Origin of the sequence: Asaia krungthepensis NRIC 0535, assembly GCF_025995175.1 — a bacterium.
GTDB lineage: Bacteria > Pseudomonadota > Alphaproteobacteria > Acetobacterales > Acetobacteraceae > Asaia > Asaia krungthepensis.
Window position 1 is genome coordinate 116,183 of sequence record NZ_BAPV01000020.1, and the last position, 23,832, is coordinate 140,014.

The following is a 23,832-nucleotide window of genomic DNA, read 5'->3' on the forward strand; positions in this document are numbered from 1 at the left end:
ATGCGTATCGGCATCGCGGGCATAACAGGCCGTCTGGGCGCACTCTGCGCCGAGGAAGTCGTGGCTTCCCGCCTCGATCTGGCAGGAGGGTTGTCGCGCCAGGCGGATCCTGCCCGTCATATCGTCACGGATCCCGCGATACTGGCGGATCGATGCGATGTGGTGATCGATGTCAGCAGCCCGGAGGCCACCTGCGCCCATGCCGAGGCCTTTGCCAGAGCGGGATGCGCCTGGGTGATCGGAACAACCGGGTTCGATGCCGCGCAGGAAGCGGCAATCACGCAGGCCGCCCTGACCATTCCGGTGCTCAAGGCCGCCAATTTCGCTCCTGGCCTGACGCTCCTGCTCGATCTGGCGCGTCAGCTGGGCGCCAGGCTGCCTGCCGATGAATATGATGCGGAAATCCTTGAGACCCACCATCGTCAGAAACGCGATGCCCCCTCAGGTACGGCTCTGGCCATTGGCGAGCGTTTTGCAGAGGGGCGCAATGTCGCTCTGGCCAATGTGACCGAGATCGATCGCTCCGGACTGCGCGGCGAAGGGGCAATCGGTTTCGCCTCACTGCGTGCCGGGCAGATCGTGGGGGAGCACAGCCTGATCCTGACGTCGGGCACGGAACAGATCACCCTGTCGCATCGCGCTTTCGACCGTCGCGTGTTTGCACAGGGTGCGGTCAAGGCGGCGCGATGGCTGGCTGGTAAACCGGCAGGGCTCTACACCATGACGGAAATATTCGAAGCCTGATCAGGCTTCACTTCCCGTACTGCAACATAACAAACGCTTGACCCCTGTGGCTCAATGCCTCTAAGGACAGCCCTCTCTTGCGGGTCGAGCGCAGGTTATCGCGCGTCCGCTCTCCTTTCTTTCACTCATTCCCTGCGAGGTCCCTGAGTGCGTAACTACGGCGAATTTCTCTTCACATCGGAATCCGTTTCTGAAGGTCATCCGGACAAGGTCTCCGACCGGATCAGCGACACCGTTCTGGACGCTTATCTCGAGGCCGACCCGGAAGCCCGTGTTGCGTGCGAAACCCTCTGCACGACCAACCGCGTCGTTCTGGCCGGTGAAGTCCGTGGCCCGGCGTCGATCACCAGCGAGCTGCTGATCGAGCGCGCCCGTCACGCCATCAAGGATATTGGCTACGACCAGGAAGGTTTCTCCTGGAAGAACGCTGAAATCACCTCCCTGCTGCACGCGCAGTCCGCCGACATCGCAGTTGGCGTCGATAGCGCCGGCGAGAAGGATGAAGGCGCTGGTGACCAGGGCATCATGTTCGGCTTCGCTACCCGCGAGACCGAGCACCTGATGCCGGCCCCGCTCTATTACGCGCAGTCGATCCTCGAGAAGGTTCGTGACTACCGCAAGAGCGGCCATGCTCTGGGCGTCGGCCTGCTGCCGGATGCCAAGAGCCAGGTCACGCTGCGTTATGTCGATGGCAAGCCCGTTGGCGCGACGTCGGTCGTGATCTCGACGCAGCATATCGAGGGCATGCGCCAGAACACCATTCGCGAAATGCTGCGCGAAGTGGTTCGTGAAGTCCTGCCGGAAGGCTGGATGTGCCCGGAAGAAGAATTCTACGTCAATCCGACGGGTAACTTCGTGATCGGTGGTCCCGATGGCGATGCCGGCCTGACGGGTCGCAAGATCATTGTCGACACCTATGGTGGTGCAGCCCCCCATGGCGGCGGCGCCTTCTCGGGCAAGGACCCCACCAAGGTTGACCGTTCGGCTGCCTATGCCGCGCGCTACCTGGCCAAGAACGTGGTTGCTGCCGGTCTGTCCGATCGCTGCACCATCCAGCTCAGCTACGCCATTGGCGTGTCCAAGCCGCTCTCGGTCTATGTGGATCTCGATGGCACGGGCAAGGATATCGACGAAGCCCGTCTCGGCAAGCTGCTGAACGAAATGGTCGATCTCTCGCCGCGCGGCATCCGCAAGCATCTGCGCCTGAACCGTCCGATCTATGTGCCGACCTCGGCCTATGGCCATTTCGGTCGCGTGCCCGATCCGGTGCTGGACAACTTCACGTGGGAGCAGACCGATCTGGTCAGCTCGCTGCGCGGTGCCCTCAACCGCTGAGGTCCCCAACTGTCTGACACCTCTCTCAAGTCCCAGCCTGAGCGGCTTTATGGCCGCCAGCGCGGGCACCCGCTCCGTGCTCGCCAGCAGCGCCTTCTCGACGAGGCACTGCCCAGGCTCCGTCTGAATCCCGATCAGGCCGCCAACCCGCAGGCGGCCTTCACCGGCGCTCCTGTTCAGGGCGTCTGGCTTGAAATCGGGTTCGGCGGCGGCGAGCACGCGCTCGACCAGGCGCAGCACAACCCGGATGTCGGCTATATTGCCTCCGAGGTTTTCGAGAACGGGCTGTGCTCGCTCATGTCCCGCATCGTGCCGGAAGGCGAAGAGGACACGATCACCCCGCCGGATCATTTCCGTATCTGGCCCGATGATGCGCGTCAGCTTCTGAAATCCCTGCCCGATGGCTGTCTCGACCGCGCCTATCTGATGTTCCCCGATCCGTGGCCCAAGGCACGCCATGCCAAGCGTCGCTTCATCCACCCGGAGAATATTCGCGAACTGGCCCGCCTGTTGAAGCCCGGCGCCGTCTGGCGCGTTGCAAGCGATCATCCCGTCTATCAGGACTGGGTGTTCGAGATCATGGGCGCGCAGGATCTGTTCGATGCGCCCCCGCCTGCCAAAGGCGAGCGCCCCGAAGACTGGTCACCCACACGCTATGAAGCCAAGGCCTACCGCGAAGGCCGCGTGCCGTTCTACTGGACGTTCACGCGCCGCGGTGCCTGATACCGAGTTGGATCGGAACACCGCATGAGCACGCAAATCGAACGCGAGGAAATGGAATTCGACGTGGTGATCGTCGGCGGGGGGCCCGCCGGGCTTTCCGCCGCCATCCGACTGCGTCAGCTCATGCCGGAAGCCACGATCTGCCTCGTTGAAAAAGGCAGCGAAATCGGAGCGCATATCGTCTCCGGTGCGGTGATCGAACCCCGCGCCCTGTCCGAGCTCTTCCCCGACTGGCAGGAACGCGGCGCACCGCTGAAAACCCCGGTGACGGAAGAAAAAGTGCTTTTCCTGACCGAAAAGCGTGGCTTCGCCATACCCTTCATCGACAAGCTCATGCCTGCCATGGCCAATCACGGCAATTATGTCGTGTCCCTGGGCGAGGTCTGCCGCTGGCTCGGCGCACAGGCCGAAGAAATGGGTGTCGAGATCTACCCCGGCTTTGCCGCCGCCGAGCCCTATATCGAGGATGGCCGCCTGTGCGGTGTCATCACCGGCGATATGGGCGTCACGCGTGAAGGCGAGCAGGGGCCGAACTTCGCACCCGGCATGATCCTGCGGGCTAAACAGACCATCCTGACCGAGGGCGTGCGCGGCTCGATCAGCCAGCGCGTGATGAAGCAGTTCAATCTGCGTCAGGGTGTGGACCCTCAGACCTATGGGCTGGGGATCAAGGAAGTCTGGGAAATCCCGGCCGAGAAGCACAAGCCCGGCTTCGTGCAGCACAGCTTCGGCTGGCCGATGGATGACGGCACCTATGGCGGCGCCTGGCTCTATCATTTTGGTGAGAACCTCGTCTCCTATGGTTTTGTCACCGGGCTGGATTACAGCAATACCTGGCTCTCTCCCTTTCAGGAGATGCAGCGCCTCAAGACCCATCCTGAATTTGCGAAGCATCTCGAAGGCGGTCGCCGTCTGATCTATGGCGCGCGCGCGCTGTCAGAGGGTGGCTTCCAGTCTCTGCCGCGTCTGTCTTTTCCGGGTGGCGTTCTGGCGGGTGATTCCGCAGGCTTCCTGAACATGCCCAAGATCAAGGGCACGCATACGGCCATGAAATCCGGCACGCTGGCTGCCGAAGCCGTGGCCGAGGCGCTGGGGGGCGAGGGCCCTTGCGAGGCCACGAGCTATACGCGTCGCTTCAAGAGTTCCTGGCTGTTCAAGGAGCTGTTCGAGGCCCGCAATGTGCGCCCCGCCTTTGCCCGCTGGGGCAATCGCCTTGGCGCGCTCTATGCCGGGATCGACAGCCTGATTTTCCGTGGCCGCGCGCCCTGGACGCTGCATTTCCGTCATACGGATCATGAAGCGCTCAAGCCTGCCGAGCAGTGCAAACCCATTACCTATCCGAAGCCGGATGGCACGCTGACCTTCGATCTCACCTCATCGGTGTTCCTGTCGGGCACCAATCATGAGGAGGACCAGCCGGTCCACCTGAAACTGCGTGACCCGTCGACATGGCTGCCGGTCAACTGGGGCATTTTCCGCTCACCTGAAAGCCGCTACTGCCCGGCCGGTGTGTATGAGGCGCTGGAGGAAAACAGCACCATGCGCCTGCAAATCAACGCGCAGAACTGCGTGCACTGCAAGACCTGCGACATCAAGGATCCGACGCAGAATATCGACTGGTGTGTGCCCGAAGGGGCCGGTGGACCGAATTATCCTGTCGGTATGTGATTTTGAGTCGCAATAAGGTATGAACCCTGACGACAAATTCCAGGATCGGCGAGAAACAGATGAAGATAGTGGTCCCGGTCAAGCGGGTGGTGGATTACAACATCAAGCCCCGCGTCAAGGCCGATAACAGCGGCGTCGACACGCAAGGCGTGAAGATGTCGATGAATCCCTTCGATGAAATTGCTGTCGAAGAAGCCGTCAGGCTTCGCGAAAAAGGCGCTGCCTCCGAAATCGTGGTGGTGACCATCGGCGTGGCCGAGGCCCAGCCCGTTCTGCGTACGGCCATGGCCATGGGTGCCGATCGTGCCATTCTGGTGCAGACCGATGCCGAACTGGAGCCGCTAGCTGTCGCCAAGCTGCTCAAGGCCATTGTAGATCGCGAAAATCCCGGTCTGGTCATCATGGGCAAGCAGGCCATTGATGACGACATGAATGCGACCGGCCAGATCCTGGCGGCACGTCTCAACTGGCCGCAGGGCACGTTTGCCAGCTCGGTTGCCGTCGAAGACGGGCGCATCACCGTGGTCCGTGAAGCCGATGGCGGACTCGAGACCGTGCGTCTGGCACTCCCGGCCGTGGTCACCACCGATCTGCGCCTCAACGAGCCGCGCTATGCCACCATGCCCAACATCATGAAGGCCAAGAAAAAGCCGCTCGAGACCATCGCTGCCGATACGCTGGGCGTGGATATCACGCCGCGTCTGGAGACGATCAAGGTGGTTGAGCCGCCCGTGCGCCAGGCGGGTATCAAGGTGTCGAGCGTTGCCGAACTGGTCGGCAAGCTGCGTGACGAAGCGAAGGTGATCTGATCATGACAACTCTGGCTCTGATCGAAGCCGAAGGCGCCGCCATCAAGAAGGCAAGCCTTTCCGCCGTTGCCGCCGCCCGCCATTTCGGTGCTGTCGATGTGCTGCTGATCGGTGCTGAAGGCGCGCAGGAAGCCGCGAAGATCGAGGGGATCACCCGCGTTCTTCATGCGGACTCCACACCGCATCTGGCCGAGTGCATTGCCGCCCTGATTGCAGATCGCGCCAAGGATTACGATCACATCGTTTCCGCCGCGACCGCCTATGGCAAGAACACCCTGCCCCGCGTGGCTGGTCTGCTGGATGTGCAGCCGATCACCGAGGTGGTCGAGATCATCGATGCCGATACCTTCGTGCGTCCGATCTATGCAGGTAGCGCGCTTTCTACCGTGCGGTCGCGCGATGCAATCAAGGTACTGACCGTGCGTAACGCCAATTTCGAGGCCGCCACGCTGGGCGACGCCTCGGCGCCGATCGAAGCCGTTTCGGCGGCTGTCGAGGTGCCTGACGCCGCGTATGTCGGGATTGAGCTGACCCATTCCGACCGCCCCGAACTGGAATCCGCCCGTGTGGTGATCTCGGGTGGGCGTGGTCTGAAGGACGCGGCCAATTTCAAGCTGCTCGAGCCTGTGGCCGACAAGCTGGGCGCTGCCATCGGCGCGTCGCGCGCAGCGGTGGATGCCGGATTTGCCCCGAACGAGATGCAGGTCGGTCAGACCGGCAAGATCGTGGCACCGGATCTCTATATCGCTGTCGGACTCTCCGGAGCCATCCAGCATCTGGCAGGGATGAAGGACAGCCGCGTGATCGTGGCGATCAACATGGACCCCGAAGCCCCGATCTTCAGCGTGGCCGATTATGGTCTCGTGGGCGATCTGTTCGAAGTTCTGCCGCAACTCAAGGCTGAACTGGGCGCCTGATCGGCCCCCGGAACCTGCCTCACGTTCAACGAGGCAGGTTCGCGTCTCTACGGCCAGATCATCCTGGCAAGCCACCATGCCGAGGCACCACACTTTCCCCTGTCCGCTCGGATGCACCACGCATGAAGAGGGCTTCCCCCCAGTCTCGCCAATTACCAGCCCAGCCACCGCGCCAAGCGGCGACGATTCTTGCCCGCGTCAGCCCTGCCCGGGGATTGGCCGGTCATACCGACGATACGCGGCTTGACGTCGCTTTCCCATGAGACAGTACCGAGCCGATCTGTTTGTGGGCCACCACAATCCATATCGCGAGCAAGCGCACTCATGGCCTCACCATAATCGCCGCGACACCGCATCGCCTTACAAACCCAATCGGCTCTGACAGAACCGAATCTTTCCTGCGGGACAGCTTTCGATTGTTTTTCCGCGCTGCATGGGACATGCTTGTATACATGACCCAGATGATGGACATTCAGGCAGGTGGCGCGCGGGCCCGGGGCCGTTGCGACGAACTCGGCGTTGCTCCCTATAGCGACCAGAGCGACGGGCTTTTCCGCCCCTATCTCGGCCCGGCTCACAGGGCAACGCTCGGTCGTCTGGCCCAGTGGATGGATGAGGCCGGGATGAGCGTCGAGACCGATGCCGCCGGGAACATCATCGGCCATTATGCCGGGGCGCATCCGGATGCGCCTGTGCTGCTGATCGGCTCTCACGTCGACAGCGTGCGCGATGGCGGGCGCTATGACGGCATGCTTGGCGTGACGCTGGGTATCGAGACCGTCGCCTATTTCCATAGTCGGGGGCTGAGGCTTCCCTTTGCGCTCGAGATCATCGGCTTCGGGGATGAGGAGGGCTCGCGCTTTCCCACTTACATGATGGGCTCACGCTCGGCGGCCGGACTGGCTCAGTCTATCGATGACAGCGTGGTTGATCGCGATGGTACGACACTGCGTGCAGCCTTGTCGGACTGGGGTCTCGCCACTTCCCGTTTCGGCACAGCAAAACGAAACAATGTGCTGGCCTATCTGGAAGCCCATATCGAACAGGCCCCGCACCTTGAGCGCGCCGACCTGCCTCTGGGCCTCGTACGTGGCATCGCCTCTCAGTATCGCTATCGCGTCACCCTGACCGGGCAGGCCGATCACGCCGGTACCGCCATGCATGAACGTCGTGACGCCCTTGCCGCCGCGGCCGAGGCCATTGCCGCCATCGAGGCCATCGGCCAGCGGGACCCGGTCGATCTGGTCACCACGGTCGGGTGGCTGAGTGTCGAGAATGGCGCACCCAATATCGTGCCGGGGAGCGTGGGTTTCACTATCGATATCCGTGCCGTCACGCCGGGCGTAAGAGAAAATGCAGCCCAGCAGATCAGCGACATGCTGCAGGCTCTGTCCGTCAGGCGTCAGGTCCGTCTGGACATCGAACGCATCCAGGACCTGACCGGCGCGCTTTGCGATGAGCGCCTGACCGGATTGCTCTGCAAAGCGGTCGAGGAAAGGCTGGGCGTCACTCCGCCCATGTTGCTCAGCCAGGCCGGTCATGACGCGATGATCATGGCTCACCTTGCCCCCATGACCATGCTGTTCATCCGCTGCAAGGGCGGGATCAGTCACAACCCTGCGGAATCCGTCGAAAATGACGATGTCGAGGCCGCTTTTCAGACCATGGTAACTTTCGTGACGCGACTGGGAGACACGATGTGAGCAGTTTTTTCGGTGAAATCGATCCGCCCCAGCGCCTGTTGATGGGGCCTGGCCCCATCAATGTGCATCCGCGCGTATTGCGCGCCATGGGTGCCGATATGCTCGGGCAGTTCGACCCTGAGATGACCGACTACATGAACCAGACGATGGCGCTTTATCGCCAGGTCTTCATGACAGAAAACCGCTGGACCTTCCTGATCGACGGCTCTGCCCGCGCCGGTATCGAGGCCGCCCTGACGTCGCTGATCGAACCGGGAGCCAAGGTGCTGCTCATCCGCTCGGGCCGGTTCGGCATGTTGCTGGGCGAGATTGCAGAGCGTCTGGGCGCCGAGATTGCCACGATCAATCTCGAATGGGGCCAGGTCGCGACCCTGGATCAGATCGAAGCCGCCCTGGCGGAACATCGTCCCGCCGTCTTCGCGGCCATTCACGGCGATACCTCCACCACCACAGCCCAGCCGCTCGAAGGCGTAGGAGCGCTATGCCGTCGATATGGAGCGCTTTCCTATGTCGATGCCACGGCGACCCTTGGCGGTATGCCCGTCCGCACCGATGAATGGCAGATCGATGTGATATCGGCCGGGCTCCAGAAATGCATGGGCGGGCCGCCGGGCAGCGCGCCCATCACCATTTCCGACCGCGCTGCCGAATTCATCTTCTCGCGTCGCAAGGTCGAAAGCGGCATTCGCCGTGACGATATCAGCGACGGCACGCGTCCCTTCATTCGCTCCAACTATTTCGATCTGGCCATGATCATGGATTACTGGTCCGAAAAGCGGCTGAACCATCATACCGAAGCCACCTCCATGCTCTACGCTGCGCGGGAATGCGCCCGTCTGGCGCTGGAAGAGGGGCTGGATAACCGCTTTGCCCGTCATGTTGCGGCAGGCAAGGCCATGGCTGAGGGGCTGCGCGGCCTCGGCCTCACCCTTTACGGGCAGGACGCCTATCGCATGAGCAATGTCACGGGGGTGTATATCCCCAAGGGCGTCGATGGGGAGCGGGTGCGCACCCGTATGCGCGACGAGTATCAGATCGAGATCGGTACCGCCTTCGGCCCCCTCATGGGCAAGATCTGGCGTCTTGGCGCAATGGGATACAACGCCGAGCAGCACAAGGTACGCCTCACCCTCGCCGCTCTCAAAGCCGTTCTGGAAAGCGAGTCCTGACAGGAAATCTGGTCTTTTTGAGAACATGACGAAAGGCCGGTCCCTTCTCAGACCGGCCACCATGTCTCGAGCTCTCTCTGGATGATCCCTCTCATCCACACCACCGCGGTATCGGCGGCAGAGAGGGAAGGAACGAGCAGTCTTATCGTCATCGTCTCCATGATCTCCGGGAGCGGCGCCCTTTGCAGAGCGGACAGGCCGCAAAATACCTGAGCGATATAATGGGGAACGATCGCCACAATACCTGGCTGGTACAGGAAAGGCGGTATGTGACCGAAGCTCGGTACCGTCACGCTTACCCTCCTTTCATGGCCTAGTCCCCTGAGCGCATGATCGAAGCGGCTGAATCGTCGCGCATGTTCGATCAGCACATGATCGAAACTGCATAGTTCGGCGATGCTCATCGTCTTGTCGGATAATCCCGCCAGATCCGAGCCTACACATTCCATGACAAGCGGACCGACCGAAGACGCAATGCAGTCCGGATGTGTACCCTGATGAGCCGTCACGCCCAGATCGATTTCACGTTTATGAAACGCTGTCTCCAGCCCGTCCGGCGGGATTGCGCGGAAACTCAGTGACAGACCAGGCGCCATCTGCCGAAGCTTTTGCGTCAAGGCGGGCGCCAGCCGATAATCGAGCCCGCTGTCGCAGCCGATCACAAAGTGACGCCGAGACAAGGACGGATCGAAGGGATCCGCCTGACCCAGGGCCTCGCGCAGGCGTCTCAGGCTCTCCTCTATGATAGGCGCCATGGCTACAGCGCGTATCGTCGGCTGCATCCCCTGCGGTGTCCTGATGAAAAGCGGGTCATCAGACAGGGCACGGAGCCGTCTCAGGGCCGCACTCACAGCGGGTTGCGTGAGAGACAGACGCAACGCCGCCTTGCTCACACTGCGTTCATGCCACAGGGCGAGAAAGGACTGCGCCAGATTGAAGTCCATGCGAGGCATATTCATGAGAATTATAAGTAAACAAAAATAAGCAAATTTGACAATGCGTTTCCAAACCGAAACGATCATCGGGAAATAAGGCGCCTGAAACCCTGTCCGATGAGGTTCGTCATGATGCCACGCTCAACTGCATTTGCGGGGCTTGCCCTGCTCACGCTCGCGGTAATCCCGGCCATCGCCCATGCTGCACCCGCGAAAGATCATGAGAAGCCCCGCCACAGAAATTCCATCCCGCCTAAGACCATCGCCCCGGTAACGGGACCGGGCGAACCGGAGGAGGTCTCGGTGCGTGGCGGCATACGCAGCGCCAATGGCGTGACCAATACGACACCGGGAGGCGGGCTTATGGCCCGTCAGACGAAAGCTGGAGCGCAAAGTGCCATCACACGCGATTTCATCGCCAAACAGGCGCCCACAAGCAACGCCATCGCTATGATTTCCGCCCTTCCCGGCGTGATCTCCGCAAGCACGGATCCGCTCGGCCAATCGAGCACAGCCATGTCCATACGGGGATTGCAGCAGGCAGAAATCGGCTTCGTGTATGAGGGCATACCGATCAATGACTCGATCAATTATACGCCCTATGTGCAGGCGATGGTGGATACCGACAATATCCAGTCCGTGACCGTGGCGCAGGGAGCACCCGATATTGGCGCACCGGTCTATAACGATGTCGGCGGTCTGGTCACGATCGGCCTGCGTGGCCCGCTGGACAGGAGAGGTGGCACGGCCAGCCTGAGCTACGGCTCCAAATCGCTCGAACGCGAATTCATCCGCTACGATACGGGCGAGATCGGCCATAGCGGTATCAAGGGCTTTGCCTCGTTCTCATCCACGACAAATGACCAGTGGCGCGGATCAGGTGATTTCCGCAAATTCCATGTGGACTCCAAGCTTATCAGGAACTGGGGGGAAGGCAGCAGCGCCGGGCTGACCTTCTCCTACGATAACTGGCAACAGGCCAATTATCGGCCCATGACGCTGGCGCAATGGAAGCAGTACGGCAATTCCTTCAACTACGACAAAACCTACAGCCCTGGAAATACGAACTGGGTTGGGCTGAGGCAGTATCAGCGCCGCTCAACCGTGCTTATTGCGCCAGTGAAGCTCAGGCTCAGTCATGAGCTCACCTTGGATGTGACACCCGCTTACATGAACTACTCGGAGTTCTATTTCGGTGGCGTTTCGATCGCGAACAAGGGCTCCTATTTCGGCAATCAGCCCATCACGAATTTCAATCTGCCCGACCAGATCAATGGACGCACGACTGCGCTCAGCATCAACCCCGTTCCCCAGAAGACGGGATTCCTCAATACCGCACTGAGCTGGCATCGCGGCCATAACACAGCACGTCTGGGCTATATCTATAATTATATAGCCCTAGAGGAACCGATCTATTATGCCCCCGTCGACAGGCAGGGCAATATCGCGAACTACTATAACAAATATACGATCTCTCTGCCTGGCGGCCGGCAATATAGAACCCTCGACATGAATTTCGTTCATCAGATGAACGAGATATTCATCGAGGACACACTCAATCTGCTTGACGACAAACTGGTTCTCGAAGCCGGGCTGCGCTACCTGATGATCACCCGCGCCGCCACAAATCTTATCCCCGGCGTCACGCGCTACCGGGTGGGTGCCAGCTACGCCCAGCCTCTCCCCCAGGTCTCGGCGAGCTATCAGATCACGCCGCATGACCAGATCTATATCGATGGCACGACGGCGTATCGCGCACCGGCTTCCGTGCAGGTCTATGGCGAAGTCTTCTCGACCTCAAGCCCGATCCCGGCATCGCAGCAGCGTTCTCTCAAGGGTGAGTACTCAATTGGTGAGGAGATCGGCTACCGTCACTATAGTCTTGTGAATATCTCGGTTTCCCTGTTCAATTACAACATTACCAATAACCAGATCACCTCGTCACAGTATATCAACGGCATCCCGCTTCCCTCACCCATCGAGGCCGGAGGCAAGACCTCTCGCGGAATACAGGGTGAGATCGGCCTCCGCCCCTGGCATCACTGGAGCCCCTATGTCTCGGCGCAATATCTCCATGCCACGACAGACAACAACATCGCCGTGGCAGGTGATCTTCTACCGACACGCGGCAAGCGTGCTGTTCAAAGTCCGGCATTTTCGGCAGCTCTCGGGCTTTCCTACGATGACGGCACGATATTCGGCAATTTTCTCTTCTCCTATGTCGGCTCCCAATACGCGACGATCATGAATGACGAGAAAATCCCGGCTTACGAAACGGCAAATATCACGCTGGGCTACCGCCTGCGTCAGCTCTGGTTCGCGAATCATCCGCAGCTACAGCTCAATGTCGTGAATCTGGGGGCCAAGAACTATCTCTCCGGATTCCAGAGCATCTCGAACAATGCGAAGCCGACAAAAGGCATCTACGGCACCACGATTGCGGGCTCCTCCCCGCTGTATCTCAGTGCGGGCGGTATTGCCGCTATCGCATCCCTGACCACCGGTTTCTGATTTCAGCCTTTCAGGAGTTTACCTTCCCATGGCCAGACCGTTTTTCGCCCGGCTTGCTGTATCCACCATCCTGTTTCCTGCCATCGTCATCAGCGTGTCGCAGGCTCATGCCGCCTCCTGGCCGAGCGGTCAGGGGAGCGGTCAATGCAAGGTGACCAAACGTAGCGATGTCGCGGCAAAAATGCGCGACGGCACGATCCTGCGCGCCGATATCTACACACCGATGACTGACAAGAAGGTACCGGTCCTCCTCATGCGCACACAATACGGCAAGGAGGCAGCGCAGGTTCAGCCCTCACGATATGAAAGCCCTCAATGGTTCGCCTCTCACTGCTATATCGTGGCTATCCAGGACATACGCGGCCAGGGAAAATCTTCCGGCGTTTTCTATGAATATCGTTACGACCGCGATGACGGCTACGACACCGTGCAATGGGCCTCCACCTTGCCCGGTGCCGATGGCCAGGTCGCGATGTATGGGTCCTCTTATGTAGGGGCCACGCAATGGCTCGCAGCAACCGCAAGCCCTCCGGCACTGAAAGCCATCATCCCGTCCAACACGGGCGATGATTACTATGACGGGTGGAGCTATGAGGACGGTGCTTTCCGTCTCGCCTTCATAGAACCATGGATGCTGGATACGATCGCTTCATCGGCTGCTGCAAACCGGGGTGACATCGCCTTGTCCAAGGCCCTCTACGCCGATGGCAAGAACCCTTCGACCTGGATGACTTTTCTGCCTTATGGACGTTTTCCTCCCCTGCATCCCGACGATCCGAAGGTCGCACCCTATTTTTTCGACACGGTCGCCCATCCTACGCGCGATGCCTACTGGAAGGCATTCGAGATCAGAACCCATTACGACAAGGTCAAGATACCGGTACTCGCGTTCGACGGGTGGTATGACTCGTTCCTGACCGGGGCGATCAACAACTTCAATGGCATGCAGCAATCCGGTGGCTCAGAGCAGGCCCGCCATAACCAGAGGCTTGTGATCGGCCCCTGGGAACACATCGCCTGGGGACGTCCCGAAGCGATCGTGAGCCCGCGGCTCAAGGATATCGGTCCGGTAGCCAATAGTCCCGTCAATGAGCTGACCGTGCAGTTTCTGGACCACGTGCTCAAGGGTCAGGCAAATGGGTATATCGACGGCCCCCATGTCGATTACTTCACCATGGGGGAAAATCGCTGGCATGAGGCTGACAGTTTTCCCGTCAAGGGAACAGCCTACACGACCTGGTATCTGGGAAGTAAGGGGCGCGCCAATGCCTCGATGGGTGATGGAACGCTGACCCTCCAGAAGGAGAGCAAAGCCCCGAACGATCACTTCCTCTATAACCCGGCCAACCCGGTGCCGAGCCTCGGTGGCCATTCCTGCTGCTCGTGGACAGGCGGACCGCAAGGCCAGTTCGACCAGTCTGCAATCGAGCAGAGGCCCGACATCCTTGTCTACACAAGCGCACCTCTGACCGAACCTCTGAATGTCACCGGTCCGATCACTGTCACCCTGTTCGCCGCAACAGACGCCAAGGATACCGATTTCACCGCGAAACTCGTCGATGTGTTCCCGGATGGGCGGGCCATCAATCTGAATAACGGCATTATCAGAGCCGCCTATCGCGTGTCGCTCGAGCATCCAACGCCCATCACGCCTGACGAGATCACTGAATATCACATCAAGATCTGGCCCACTTCCAACCTCTTCAAACCCGGCCACCGTATCCGGCTGGAGATATCGTCCAGCGACTATCCTCAGTTCGCACCTAATCTGAACACGGGTGAACCACTGGCAACTGCCGCCAAAGGCGTGATTGCCAATCAGATCATCTGGCACGACCCGAAACATCTCTCGTCAATCACCCTGCCTGTTCTCCCCACCGCCCTTGCAGGGCCGGGCCTGGATCACGCCCCTCTTCATTAAGATCCTCACAGGACATTTTCGGCAGGCGACGTGCTCGAGTGGCTCGTCGCATCGCAGCCAGGCTGGACCGTGACCTGACAGGTCAGGTCAGGTCAGTCAGCTGGCCGGATCATGCACAACGTTCAGACGAGCAAGGATCTGGGCAATCACGCGTCGGGAAGTCGCGAGATCCTCCTCGGAGATGCCATGCGTGGCATCTTCCTCAATCCCGCGCGACAGACGCAGCACCTCGTCGAGGCGTGCGAGGCCAAGATCGGTGATCTTCACGTAGAAAGCCCGACGGTCCTCCTCATCGGGCTCACGGGTGATGAAAGCCTTCTCCTCCAGCATACGCAGGATACGCACCATCGAGGATTTATCGAGCAGCAGCGCTTCGGCAATCTCCTTGGGATGCATGGGGCGACCATGACGCTGTAATTCGAGCAAAGGCTGCCAGGTCGCATCGGTCAGATCATGGGGCCTCAGCCCGGTATCGAGGATCTGGCGCCAGCGCCTGGCAATCAGCGCCATGAGGCGCCCCATCGTCATGCTCTCGATCTGGTCTGTCATCAGGGAGCCGCCTCCGACAGATCGTCGGGGGCGTCATGGGTCAGATCGAGCTGCCCCGTGGCATGTGCCAGCGCCGCCGCCTTGGTGAAGGCCTGGGCGATGCTGACAGCCAGTGCTGCCTGAGCCTCGAAAAGGGCCGCGGCGGCAGTCGACGCATCGGTCATGGTCCCCACGCCATGGCCGTAGGCCTGGCTCGCCCCCTCATTGGCCGTGCGCGCCGCGTCATTAAGCACCTGCGCCGATTTGACCTGGGCCAGGGCGGTCTCGAGCGCATCCTGGCTATCGGCAACCTGACGCTCGACGCTCAGCCGATCCTTCAGAAGTGTGGCCTTCGCTGCCTCGCGCTGGGATTCGGCCATATGAATGGCATTGGCCCGCAATCCGCCCTGATAGATCGGCCAGCTCACCTGCAGGAAAGCACCCGCCTCAGGCTGGGCGATGGCAGAAGCCGGGGCGGCGCGTCCCGTACCATAGGTCTTGAGCGCCCCCAGATAGCCCGACATCGTCCCGGCGAAGGAAACGCGCGGCATCAGCGCGGCCTTTGAGGCCAGAAGCGCCTCATCGGAAGCCCGCAATCTGGCAATATCGGCCAGCAGATCGGGACGCGAGGCCAGAGCCTGATCGACCAGATGCCTGATCTGCTCCGGTGCGCTATGAGGCAGGCTCTGCGCGGGCATCGGGGCCACGCCAAGCGCCAGCGTGGCGGGCAGGCCTGTCACCTCCAGCAGGGCGTGACGCGCGCCATGCTCTGCATCGATTGCCTTGTCGAGGTCGAAACGCGCCTGGGCCAGGTTACGCTGGGCCGTCGCCACATCCACAATCGTGGCCTCGCCATGGGCGTGACGCGATTGCGCGGCATTCAGGAGCAGCGTCATGTTGTCCACTGCGTGATGCGAAGCCACGACAATGGCCTGTGCGGCCTGCTGGCTGTGATAGGCGCTGATCACATCAAGGATGAGTTGCTGGTGAACGGCCGAGAAACCGAAATTGGCTGCCAGATTCTGGTATTTCGCCTCATCGATCCGGGCGCGTGTCCTGCCGAAATCGAGCAGCAGGTAATCGAGCTCGAGTTTGGGAAAGGCCGCAGCCCCATTCGAGGTCAGGTAACCGCGCTCGGAAAGGTAGTTGGGCAAGGGCAGCGCCATACGCTGGAATCCCCCCATGGCGGAAAAGGTAAGCTGCGGCAGCATGGCCGCGCGTGACATGCCGACCGAGATGGCCGCCTGGCGCGCGGATTCCCAGGCGATGCGTGTGCGCGGGTTGTTGCGCTCCGCCAGATCGATCAGCAAGGGGAGCGACAGCGCGTGATCCTGTGTCTCGGGCAACGCAATACCGACACGACCCGGGGGCGAAGCCGTCCCCTGGGCCTCGGTCCGGGCACCGGCTTCCATCATGGGGTCGCGTATATCGGGGGGCAGGCTCAGCCCCGTCGTGCTGTGTGGATGCCAGGCGCGATCGGCCCGCTCTGGCGCCAGATCACGTGTGTCATTGCACCCTGACAGAATGGCCGCGACCAGAAAGAGAGGGAGAACATGTCGGGTCATCGGAAAGCGCAATCCTGCATATCGGGTCATCATCCCTGCCTCGCAGACAGGGTGGAATCGGGGTCGTAGCTCCGGACAATCTGCCTCAGCCGCTCATCGAGCAGACCGAACCAGACCATGCGCTGCGGATCATGGGCCATCAGGGGCAGGGCAGGCAGGCGCAGTTGCAGATCGAGCCCGTCACGACCGTCTTCGAGCCATTGCGCCAGTTCGTCGAGCCAGAGCCTCAGAGTTTCCATATGGGCGCGCGCTGTCTCATCCGGGTCACGCCGCACATCGGAGATCACCGCAACCGGGATCGACAGGAGCTGGATATCGCCCACCAGAGGCAGGGTGATATCCGGAATGAAGGCATTGCCCTTCAGGCGCTCTTCCTCGAAGGGTGCGTTACGCAGGGCGGTACGCGTCGCGGCGATGGCGCGTCCGAACTTCTCGCGCTCCATCTCCTGAGCAATATCGACCGCCCCGTCGGGATGCGCGCGGCGCAGCACGATCAATTGCCCCAGTTGACGCACTGCCCCAACAAGATGGGCGCGCGCCACATGGGTTGCGCTCACTGGCCACAGGGCGGCTGCCATCAGATAGACAACCACATTACCGATCAGGATGCCCACCACGCGGTTGCGCGCCGTCTCCATATCGAGCGTCGGGCCATATCCCTGCAGAACGGTCATGAAATAGGCCATGGCAATCTGCACCCCGGCATAGGAGATGCGCTCACTGCCGCTCTTGATCCAGCCGGCAAAGGCCGCCACCGGAATCACGACCAGGATCAGATCCAGACAATCGGTCAAGGCAGGCATGAGCAGCAGGATTGTCCCGATGCCGAACACGGCACCGATCATGGCCCCCACAACGCGCAGGAGCATCTTGTGCACGGAGTCACCGACTGTGCCGAGCGAAACGAGAAAGCACGTGACCACGCAGGTCTGTATACCCGGCCAGGACGTGAAGCGGGTGATGGCGTAACAAAGCACCACCGACAAGGCGATGCGAATAGCAGCCTGAGGATAGGCCGGGTTGGTAAAGGCATCAGGTTTAAAGAAGCTGCGCGCCGCCGCCTTCATTTCAGGGGCAAAGCTTGCCGCTGTGGTTTCGGGACGGATCAGCAGGCCATGAATGATGGTGACACTGCGTATGAACTCCTGGGCCAGTGGGTAGAGGCGCGGATTATCGCCAAACTCCAAGGCCAGGGCTTCAAGTTCATTCGGATCGAAATCGATGGCGGGAGCGCGCTCGCGCCCGTGGCGATAGACGAGCCCGCACTGCGCCACGATCTGCCCCATACGATGCAGGAAACGCGCTCCGCCAGCTTCGTCCAGCCCGCTCCAGGCCACGACGATCATGACCAGACGCGCCGTATTGCGGATCATCGCAAGACCCACATGGCGGCTGGTGATCTCGGGATGCAGCTTCACGCCCAGATCATGATACTGACGCAAAAGCGCCACGCCCTGAGCCGCCAGCGCCAGAATGGTCTGCATCGTGGCGCTGCCAGGCAGCGCACCAGCCTCGCAGGCTTCGGAAACCGCATCGAACCGTCTGGCCAGACCCTCACGCAGCATGGTGAGCGGATCATAGCCGGCCAGACGATTGGCCACCACGATGATTCCCAGTGCGATGACAAAGACCGATCCTACCCAGAGCAGCGTATGAAGCATCGCCTCTTCAGGTGGCATGAAGGCGGAATCCGGCACGGCGCTATCAGTCGTATTGCCGATGAACCCGTCGAGCGAGCCGCCGATCGTCTGCAACATATCGGCACTCATGCCCATATAGACGATCCAGAAAAGCAGGATATTGGCGAGTTGCCCCATGGTCATGGCCTGGGACAGAAACCCGGCGGCCAGTGTCATGAGCAGCATGAGCGGCAGGCGTAGCCCCGGCTCCGAGAGACTCAGCATCATCAGGATGATCGTGAGCGCAGTGCCTGCCACGATCATCGCGCCACCCATCAATGCCGTGCTGGTATTAGAGGCCGCGTCGTTGCCCGACAGGAAGAAGCAGATGAAGACGAGCACTGGCAGATCGGGCACGCGAAACGTCTCACCGATCAGAATGGTTACGATCACCTGCGCCACGAGAAGCGCCGTATTACGGGCACGCCCGGGGACAGGGGCCATTTCCTTTTTCAGAAATGCGTAAGTCGAGGGCGGCTGCGTGTGCCATGAGCGCCGCAGCGCGACAACACCCCCCTGTCCGGAGGGGGTCATCGCATCACGACCACAACGACGGTCGCTCCGATACGCATCAGATCGGTTGGCGGGTTGTCCAGACGGATACGTACCGGAAAACGCTGCGCAATCCGCACCCAGTTCAGCGTTCTGGGCACTTTGGGCAGACCATTCGCGCTTGTGCCCTCATCAGGCACCACCCCGGCATTCAGACTTTCAAGCGTGCCCGTAATCGGTGTGCCAGGCTGGCTCATGGCATAGACCCTGACCTTCTGCCCCGCAGCCAGACCCGCCAGCTGTGTTTCGCGAAAATTCGCGATCGCCCACCAGATCTCGGTATCGACCAGGGTAAAGACAGGCTTGCCCGTTGTGGCGTATTCGCCCGCAGCGATATTGAGATCGGTCACGATCCCGTCACAGGGGGCCCGCACCGTGGTCAGACGCAAATCACGTTCGGCTTCGCGCAGTTGCGCCTGGGCTGCCGCCAGATCGGCGCGCAGAGGCGCGACGCTGCGCACGGCCTGCTTCGCAGCCAGAGCCGATTGAAGGGATTGCTGCAAGCTGGCCTCGGCGCTGCGTGTCTCGGTACGCGCCTGGTCGAGGGCTTCACGAGTCACGAAACCCTGTCGCGCCAGAGGGGTGAGCCGTCCTTCAGTAGCCTGGGCGAGGGTGAGGCGCGCGCGCGCGCTCGTGACACCGCTCGCCTCGGCCCCTGCATGGGAGACCTGCGAACTGACTTGGCTGGTCTGTACTTCGATCTGGGCCTGAAGGCCCTCAACCTGCGCCCGGGCGGCCTGAACGCGGTAGGTGTAAGGCTCGGGATCGATCACATACAGGATCTGTCCGCGCCTCACCTTTTCGTTGTCATGGACCGGGAGAAAGACGATACGCCCACTGACCTCTGGCGCCAGATGCACGATATTGGCCGCAACATAGGCATCTTCCGTTCGCGGGCGGCTATGCAAACGATCCAGCACGAGAAAACCCGTGATCACACAGGCTGCGAGCGACAGGATCAGCAGCGCGATTCCGCCGATACGGGAGGGGAGAGAGTTCATGTCAGCGTCGCCTAATGACCGAAAAACAGAAGCCAGACCACGAAGGTGATGGCGACCATGAAGGCAAGATAGGTCAGCATCGGCGCTGGAATGGCCTGCTGCATACCTAAGGCTCCCACCACTGCACGCAGCAGCGCCGCGGCCACCGCGCCGAGTGCGACGCAAAGCATCCAGGATGGAAAGAAGGAGCCCAGTACATCCTGCAAGGGTGCTCTTGTACAACCGCTCAGCCCGATGGCCGGGAGCAGCAATACCCCGCGCATAAGCGGCGGAGTTCGGGAGGCGACAGGGTCGGTCATGGTTCTTCTATCGGGCTTCAGAGAACGGAACTCCACCGAAGCACGGATATGGTTTACATATCAACCATATAATCAGCCAAAATGCTGGTATCTTCTGGCTTGTGATGAAGAACGACGGTTTTTTGCAAGGCTGAGGGGCCGATCGCTCATCGGGCGGACGATATCCAGGGATAGTCACAGCCTGAGAGCAAAGCACTCAGTCGCCCGAAATGTATCGCAGACGGAGCGCGATGCATTTATGGCCTTCAAGGCTCTGACAAACAGGTGTCAGAAGCAACAGACGAGGCGAAAATTTTGAGGATGATGGTGGAGCCAATCGGAATCGAACCGACGACCTCCTGAATGCCATTCAGGCGCTCTCCCAACTGAGCTATGGCCCCGCCGTATCAGAACCGGCCTCTTGGGTCAGGCCAGTGGCGCGGGTATAGCGGGGGGCTTGAACGCTGACAAGCCCCTAAAACAAGATTTTCTTGCTATCCCTCAATCGCACCCAGATCGCGCAGTACTGCCAGAAGAGGGAGCCGTGGCAGACCCAGAATGGCGTCATGATCACCGTCTATCTTCTCGAAAAGCTGTACACCCCGCCCCTCCAGACGATATGCGCCGACGCAGGATAAGAGTGCCTCGCCTTCTTCCTTCAGGTACCGCTCCAGGAATGCGTCGCTGAAGTCGCGCATGGTCAGACGCGGCGCTACAAGATGCTGCCAGAGCTTTTTGCCATCACGGTACAGCACTGTCGCCGTATGGAGATGATGCGTACGCCCTTTCAGCTGCCGGAGTTGACGCCGCGCCTCTTCAGGGTTTTCCGGCTTGTCGAAACCGACGCCATCGCACTCCAGAATCTGATCTGCCGCAATCACGAAATCGGCGCTCATAAATTGCGGATTCCTTGAAAATTCTAGAGACTTGGCATTTGCGAGCGCCAGAGCGATGGTGCCGTGAGCCTCGTTTTTCGCCCTCAATGCGTCACGCAGTACGGCCTCATCAAATCCCACCGGACAGGACAGGACATCGAGCCCTGCTCCACGCAGCAAACCAAGCCGGGCCGTCGATCCGCTGGCCAGTACAAGCCGCGATTGGCCGGGATTCCTGCGTTGCGACTCCATAGGAGACTCCTTCTTTCAGGTCGGTGAATGAGTACCGTCAGTACTGGGGTACATGGGGATTGTACGCGGTTCGTCGGAGAGGCGTACCGAGTACCGTGGATTGTACTTTCTTCCGCAGAACCAGTGGGTTGTACACAACCCTTCTGTGGGTATTTCGGGATAAGCCTCGCAACCGCCTCAAACCAAAGGCTTTATCGTTTGTACACAGTGTTGGTAACTCGGGGTACGTTTTCGGAAAGATGGGTACCCCGTCATCCACAGGGATCAACCTATCCGACAGGATATCTATCTTTTTTCTTTTATGGTTATTGGTCGGTATGGATCGCGAAATCACCCCTCAGCCCAAGCCTGCAAAACCGCTCCTGCGTGTCCTCCAGGGAGAGGCTGTCTGGCCCCCTCCGGTCTGGCTCATGCGCCAGGCCGGACGTTATCTGCCTGAGTTCCGCGCCGAACGTGCCAAGGCCGATTTCCTCACCCGGTGTACCACGCCAGACATCGCGGCCGAGCTGACTCTTCAGCCGATCCGTCGCTATGCGATGGATGGCGCCATCCTGTTCTCCGATATCCTCGTCTTGCCATGGGCCATGGGACAGGATCTGAAATTCATCGAAGGGCGCGGCCCCTTGATGGAACCGATCCGCAACCGGGCGGCGCTTGAGGCCCTGTCTCCCGCCCGCGTAGCCGAAACCGTTGCGCCGATCCAGGAAACATTGCGGATTCTGGCCCGTGAACTGCCTCAGCCCACCACGCTTCTGGGTTTTGCCGGCAGCCCGTTCACTGTTTCCTGCTACATGGTCGATGGTGGTTCCTCGCGGGAATTCGGTGTCACCCGCGCCATGGCGCTTCAGGACCCGGATCTCTATGGCGATCTGATCGCCCTGCTGACCGAGGCCACCACCACGATGCTGATCGGCCAGATCGATGCCGGCGCCGAAGCCGTCATGCTGTTCGACAGCTGGGCCGGTCTGTTGCCCCCCTCTCAGTTCCGCAAGCACGTTATCGCCCCGACCCGTGCCATCGTGCAGGGCATTCGTGCAGCCCGCCCGGGTGTGAAGATCATCGGCTTTCCCCGTCTCGCCGGGCTGATGGCGCTGGAATACGCCCGCGAAACCGGCGTGGATGCCCTGGCCTGCGACACTTCGGTCGATATGGCCCGAATGGCAGCTCTCTGCCCTGACACACTGGCCCTTCAGGGCAATCTCGATCCCATCATTCTGCGCAACGGTGGACAGAGCCTGATCGACGAAGCTCATGCTGTCCGCGATGCGCTGAAGGGACGGCCTCATGTGTTCAATCTCGGTCATGGCGTCATGCCAGACACCCCACCCGAGCATGTCGGGGCGCTGGTCGACGCCGTGCGCGATATCGGCTGATCGGCCATGAGCGCTTTGCCCCCCCACGCCCTCTCTGCCGCGGGCCAGCTGCGTCTCGTGATCTTCGATTGCGATGGCGTGCTGATCGACAGCGAACTGCCTTCATGCTGCCTCGTAGCCCGAGAGGCGCGCGCACGCGGCATCGAACTGAGCGATGAGGACGCACTGGAGCGTTTCGCGGGCAAGGCGCTCGGTCAGGTGAAGCGTGAGTTGGAAGCAGAAACCGGGTGCGATCTGGGTGCCGATTACGTTCAGATCATGCAGGACAAGCTGGTCGATCTGATGCGCGACGAGGCCGCGACGATCGACGGTTCGGAAACCATGCTCACCGGCGTGCAGGCCTTGGGCGTGCCGTTCCGTGTGGGATCGAATTCCTCCTGGCCCGAGATGGAGGTCAAGTTCGCCCGCGTCGGTTTCACCCGCTTTTTTCCACGCGAGCGGATCCATTCGGCGCGCGACATGATGCGGCCTAAACCCGATCCTTACGTCTTTCTTCATGCTGCTGAGCAGGAAGGCGTCGAACCGAACCAGTGCGTCGTGATCGAGGATTCGGACACGGGCGTTCAGGCCGCGCATGATGCGGGGATGGCCTGTATCCTGTTCCGTCCCGAAGGCCCTGCCCCGGCTCTCGACTGGCCGGGACTGGAGCGCATCACGCATCTTGACGCGCTGGTGCCCCGTCTCGCCCGGGCCTTGCAGGAGCAGGCACGATGAACGCTTTCCTGCCCTGGTTTCCGTGGCTGAAAGTCCTGCACATCCTGGCATTCACCTCCTGGATGGCCGGGAATTTCTACCTGCCCCGGTTGTTCGTCTATCACACCCAGGTAGCGCCCGGCTCGCCCGAGAGCGCGCGGTTCCAGATCATGGAGCGCCGCTTGCTGCGCGCCATCATGACGCCCGCCATGATCGTCACCCTGCTTTCGGGCGCGGTACTGGCCTCTCTACCCGGCATGATCGACTGGTCCGCACCCTGGTGGTGGATCAAGCTCTTCACCGTGCTGCTCCTTTGCGGCTTTCACGGCTTCTGCGCCCTCTGGCGTCGCGACTTCGCTGAGGATCGCCGCCCGCATCCGGAACGGTTCTATCGCATCGCCAATGAAGTCCCGACCCTCCTGATGATCGTGATCGTCATCATGATCGTCGCTCGGCCTTTCTCCGGGTGAGATGCAGGGCGCTGCCCTGCACCCGCGAAGGGGCAAGCCCCTTCGATCCCCGCTTTGATCAAATAGGTGTCCAGAGGACGACTATCCTCTGGCGGAGTGGGGGGCATAGCCCCGCATCGAGCCGTTCCCGC

20 protein-coding genes and 1 tRNA gene are annotated in these 23,832 nt (G+C 60.8%); 13 read left to right on the top strand and 8 right to left on the bottom strand.

Annotated features, from left to right (window positions below):
- The 8 genes from dapB (at position 1) to AA0535_RS10555 (ending at position 9,068) form a co-directional block, all read left to right on the top strand.
- Positions 1-744 carry a 4-hydroxy-tetrahydrodipicolinate reductase gene (gene dapB, locus AA0535_RS10520; protein WP_264816032.1) on the top strand — a complete coding sequence of 248 codons (744 nt, stop codon included), beginning with the start codon at positions 1-3 and terminating at the stop codon, positions 742-744.
- 147 nt (positions 745-891) lie between these two features.
- Complete coding sequence (metK, locus tag AA0535_RS10525; protein WP_062165570.1) at positions 892-2,079, top strand: methionine adenosyltransferase; 1,188 nt, start codon at positions 892-894, stop codon at positions 2,077-2,079.
- A gap of 9 nt (positions 2,080-2,088) precedes the next feature.
- Positions 2,089-2,802, top strand: coding sequence for a tRNA (guanine(46)-N(7))-methyltransferase TrmB (trmB, locus tag AA0535_RS10530; protein WP_264816134.1), 714 nt, complete (start codon positions 2,089-2,091; stop codon positions 2,800-2,802).
- A gap of 24 nt (positions 2,803-2,826) precedes the next feature.
- Entirely contained in the window at positions 2,827-4,470 is a 1,644-nt protein-coding gene (locus AA0535_RS10535) for an electron transfer flavoprotein-ubiquinone oxidoreductase (protein ID WP_264816034.1), read from the top strand.
- Positions 4,471-4,529: 59 nt separating this feature from the next.
- The gene (locus AA0535_RS10540; protein ID WP_264816035.1) at positions 4,530-5,279 is read left to right on the top strand and encodes an electron transfer flavoprotein subunit beta/FixA family protein; all 750 of its coding nucleotides are present in this window, start codon (positions 4,530-4,532) and stop codon (positions 5,277-5,279) included.
- A gap of 2 nt (positions 5,280-5,281) precedes the next feature.
- Entirely contained in the window at positions 5,282-6,196 is a 915-nt protein-coding gene (locus tag AA0535_RS10545; protein ID WP_264816037.1) for an FAD-binding protein, read from the top strand.
- Between the two features lie 452 nt (positions 6,197-6,648).
- On the top strand, positions 6,649-7,899 hold the full coding sequence (locus AA0535_RS10550) for an allantoate amidohydrolase (RefSeq protein ID WP_264816039.1): 1,251 nt from the start codon (positions 6,649-6,651) through the stop codon (positions 7,897-7,899).
- A 41-nt stretch (positions 7,900-7,940) separates the two neighbouring features.
- Complete coding sequence (locus tag AA0535_RS10555) at positions 7,941-9,068, top strand: pyridoxal-phosphate-dependent aminotransferase family protein (RefSeq protein WP_264816136.1); 1,128 nt, start codon at positions 7,941-7,943, stop codon at positions 9,066-9,068.
- A gap of 47 nt (positions 9,069-9,115) precedes the next feature.
- On the opposite strand, the gene AA0535_RS10560 is transcribed toward AA0535_RS10555, so the two are convergent.
- Positions 9,116-10,012, bottom strand: coding sequence for a LysR family transcriptional regulator (locus AA0535_RS10560; RefSeq protein WP_264816041.1), 897 nt, complete (start codon positions 10,010-10,012; stop codon positions 9,116-9,118).
- Positions 10,013-10,132: 120 nt separating this feature from the next.
- Between AA0535_RS10560 and AA0535_RS10565 the strand changes: the two genes are divergently transcribed.
- Positions 10,133-12,514 (top strand): TonB-dependent receptor, encoded by a 2,382-nt coding sequence (locus tag AA0535_RS10565; protein ID WP_264816043.1) that lies wholly within the window; start codon positions 10,133-10,135, stop codon positions 12,512-12,514.
- Positions 12,515-12,542: 28 nt separating this feature from the next.
- Complete coding sequence (locus AA0535_RS10570; RefSeq protein ID WP_264816045.1) at positions 12,543-14,435, top strand: CocE/NonD family hydrolase; 1,893 nt, start codon at positions 12,543-12,545, stop codon at positions 14,433-14,435.
- A gap of 96 nt (positions 14,436-14,531) precedes the next feature.
- Here AA0535_RS10570 and AA0535_RS10575 read toward each other — a convergent pair whose 3' ends face one another.
- From AA0535_RS10575 to AA0535_RS10605, 7 genes are all read right to left on the bottom strand, one after another.
- Positions 14,532-14,984, bottom strand: a complete 453-nt coding sequence (locus tag AA0535_RS10575; protein WP_264816046.1) for a MarR family winged helix-turn-helix transcriptional regulator — start codon at positions 14,982-14,984, stop codon at positions 14,532-14,534.
- A complete protein-coding gene (locus AA0535_RS10580; protein WP_264816048.1) occupies positions 14,984-16,528 on the bottom strand; it encodes a TolC family protein in 1,545 nt (514 codons plus the stop codon). The genes AA0535_RS10575 and AA0535_RS10580 overlap by 1 nt, the downstream gene beginning before the upstream one ends.
- A 29-nt stretch (positions 16,529-16,557) precedes the next feature.
- Entirely contained in the window at positions 16,558-18,651 is a 2,094-nt protein-coding gene (locus AA0535_RS10585; RefSeq protein WP_264816050.1) for an FUSC family protein, read from the bottom strand.
- A gap of 86 nt (positions 18,652-18,737) precedes the next feature.
- Entirely contained in the window at positions 18,738-19,760 is a 1,023-nt protein-coding gene (locus tag AA0535_RS10590; protein ID WP_264816051.1) for an HlyD family efflux transporter periplasmic adaptor subunit, read from the bottom strand.
- Between the two features lie 11 nt (positions 19,761-19,771).
- Positions 19,772-20,059 (bottom strand): YtcA family lipoprotein, encoded by a 288-nt coding sequence (locus AA0535_RS10595; protein WP_264816053.1) that lies wholly within the window; start codon positions 20,057-20,059, stop codon positions 19,772-19,774.
- A 304-nt stretch (positions 20,060-20,363) separates the two neighbouring features.
- Positions 20,364-20,439: transfer RNA gene (locus AA0535_RS10600), tRNA-Ala, on the bottom strand.
- 93 nt (positions 20,440-20,532) lie between these two features.
- The gene (locus AA0535_RS10605) at positions 20,533-21,165 is read right to left on the bottom strand and encodes a Maf family protein (RefSeq protein ID WP_264816055.1); all 633 of its coding nucleotides are present in this window, start codon (positions 21,163-21,165) and stop codon (positions 20,533-20,535) included.
- Between the two features lie 317 nt (positions 21,166-21,482).
- Here AA0535_RS10605 and hemE point away from each other — a divergent pair, with 317 nt between their 5' ends.
- From hemE to hemJ, 3 genes are read left to right on the top strand one after another with little or no spacing between them, the layout of a single operon-like run.
- Positions 21,483-22,538: a uroporphyrinogen decarboxylase gene (gene hemE / locus AA0535_RS10610; RefSeq protein ID WP_264816056.1), complete on the top strand. Its 1,056-nt coding sequence runs from the start codon at positions 21,483-21,485 to the stop codon at positions 22,536-22,538.
- A gap of 6 nt (positions 22,539-22,544) precedes the next feature.
- Positions 22,545-23,252, top strand: a complete 708-nt coding sequence (locus AA0535_RS10615) for an HAD family hydrolase (protein WP_264816058.1) — start codon at positions 22,545-22,547, stop codon at positions 23,250-23,252.
- Positions 23,249-23,701, top strand: a complete 453-nt coding sequence (gene hemJ / locus AA0535_RS10620; protein WP_264816060.1) for a protoporphyrinogen oxidase HemJ — start codon at positions 23,249-23,251, stop codon at positions 23,699-23,701. The genes AA0535_RS10615 and hemJ overlap by 4 nt, the downstream gene beginning before the upstream one ends.
- Positions 23,702-23,832 lie beyond the last annotated feature (131 nt).

What these genes read in the sequence shown, in the direction of transcription:
- dapB (WP_264816032.1), top strand. Translation starts at nt 1, where the DNA reads ATGCGTATCGGCATCGCGGGCATAACAGGCCGTCTGGGCGCACTCTGC.
- AA0535_RS10535 (WP_264816034.1), top strand. Translation starts at nt 2,827, where the DNA reads ATGAGCACGCAAATCGAACGCGAGGAAATGGAATTCGACGTGGTGATC.
- AA0535_RS10540 (WP_264816035.1), top strand. Translation starts at nt 4,530, where the DNA reads ATGAAGATAGTGGTCCCGGTCAAGCGGGTGGTGGATTACAACATCAAG.
- AA0535_RS10545 (WP_264816037.1), top strand. Translation starts at nt 5,282, where the DNA reads ATGACAACTCTGGCTCTGATCGAAGCCGAAGGCGCCGCCATCAAGAAG.
- AA0535_RS10550 (WP_264816039.1), top strand. Translation starts at nt 6,649, where the DNA reads ATGACCCAGATGATGGACATTCAGGCAGGTGGCGCGCGGGCCCGGGGC.
- AA0535_RS10555 (WP_264816136.1), top strand. Translation starts at nt 7,941, where the DNA reads ATGGGGCCTGGCCCCATCAATGTGCATCCGCGCGTATTGCGCGCCATG.
- AA0535_RS10560 (WP_264816041.1), bottom strand. Translation starts at nt 10,012, where the DNA reads ATGGACTTCAATCTGGCGCAGTCCTTTCTCGCCCTGTGGCATGAACGC.
- AA0535_RS10565 (WP_264816043.1), top strand. Translation starts at nt 10,133, where the DNA reads ATGATGCCACGCTCAACTGCATTTGCGGGGCTTGCCCTGCTCACGCTC.
- AA0535_RS10570 (WP_264816045.1), top strand. Translation starts at nt 12,543, where the DNA reads ATGGCCAGACCGTTTTTCGCCCGGCTTGCTGTATCCACCATCCTGTTT.
- AA0535_RS10575 (WP_264816046.1), bottom strand. Translation starts at nt 14,984, where the DNA reads ATGACAGACCAGATCGAGAGCATGACGATGGGGCGCCTCATGGCGCTG.
- AA0535_RS10580 (WP_264816048.1), bottom strand. Translation starts at nt 16,528, where the DNA reads ATGACCCGACATGTTCTCCCTCTCTTTCTGGTCGCGGCCATTCTGTCA.
- AA0535_RS10585 (WP_264816050.1), bottom strand. Translation starts at nt 18,651, where the DNA reads ATGGCCCCTGTCCCCGGGCGTGCCCGTAATACGGCGCTTCTCGTGGCG.
- AA0535_RS10590 (WP_264816051.1), bottom strand. Translation starts at nt 19,760, where the DNA reads ATGAACTCTCTCCCCTCCCGTATCGGCGGAATCGCGCTGCTGATCCTG.
- AA0535_RS10595 (WP_264816053.1), bottom strand. Translation starts at nt 20,059, where the DNA reads ATGACCGACCCTGTCGCCTCCCGAACTCCGCCGCTTATGCGCGGGGTA.
- AA0535_RS10605 (WP_264816055.1), bottom strand. Translation starts at nt 21,165, where the DNA reads ATGGAGTCGCAACGCAGGAATCCCGGCCAATCGCGGCTTGTACTGGCC.
- hemE (WP_264816056.1), top strand. Translation starts at nt 21,483, where the DNA reads ATGGATCGCGAAATCACCCCTCAGCCCAAGCCTGCAAAACCGCTCCTG.
- AA0535_RS10615 (WP_264816058.1), top strand. Translation starts at nt 22,545, where the DNA reads ATGAGCGCTTTGCCCCCCCACGCCCTCTCTGCCGCGGGCCAGCTGCGT.
- hemJ (WP_264816060.1), top strand. Translation starts at nt 23,249, where the DNA reads ATGAACGCTTTCCTGCCCTGGTTTCCGTGGCTGAAAGTCCTGCACATC.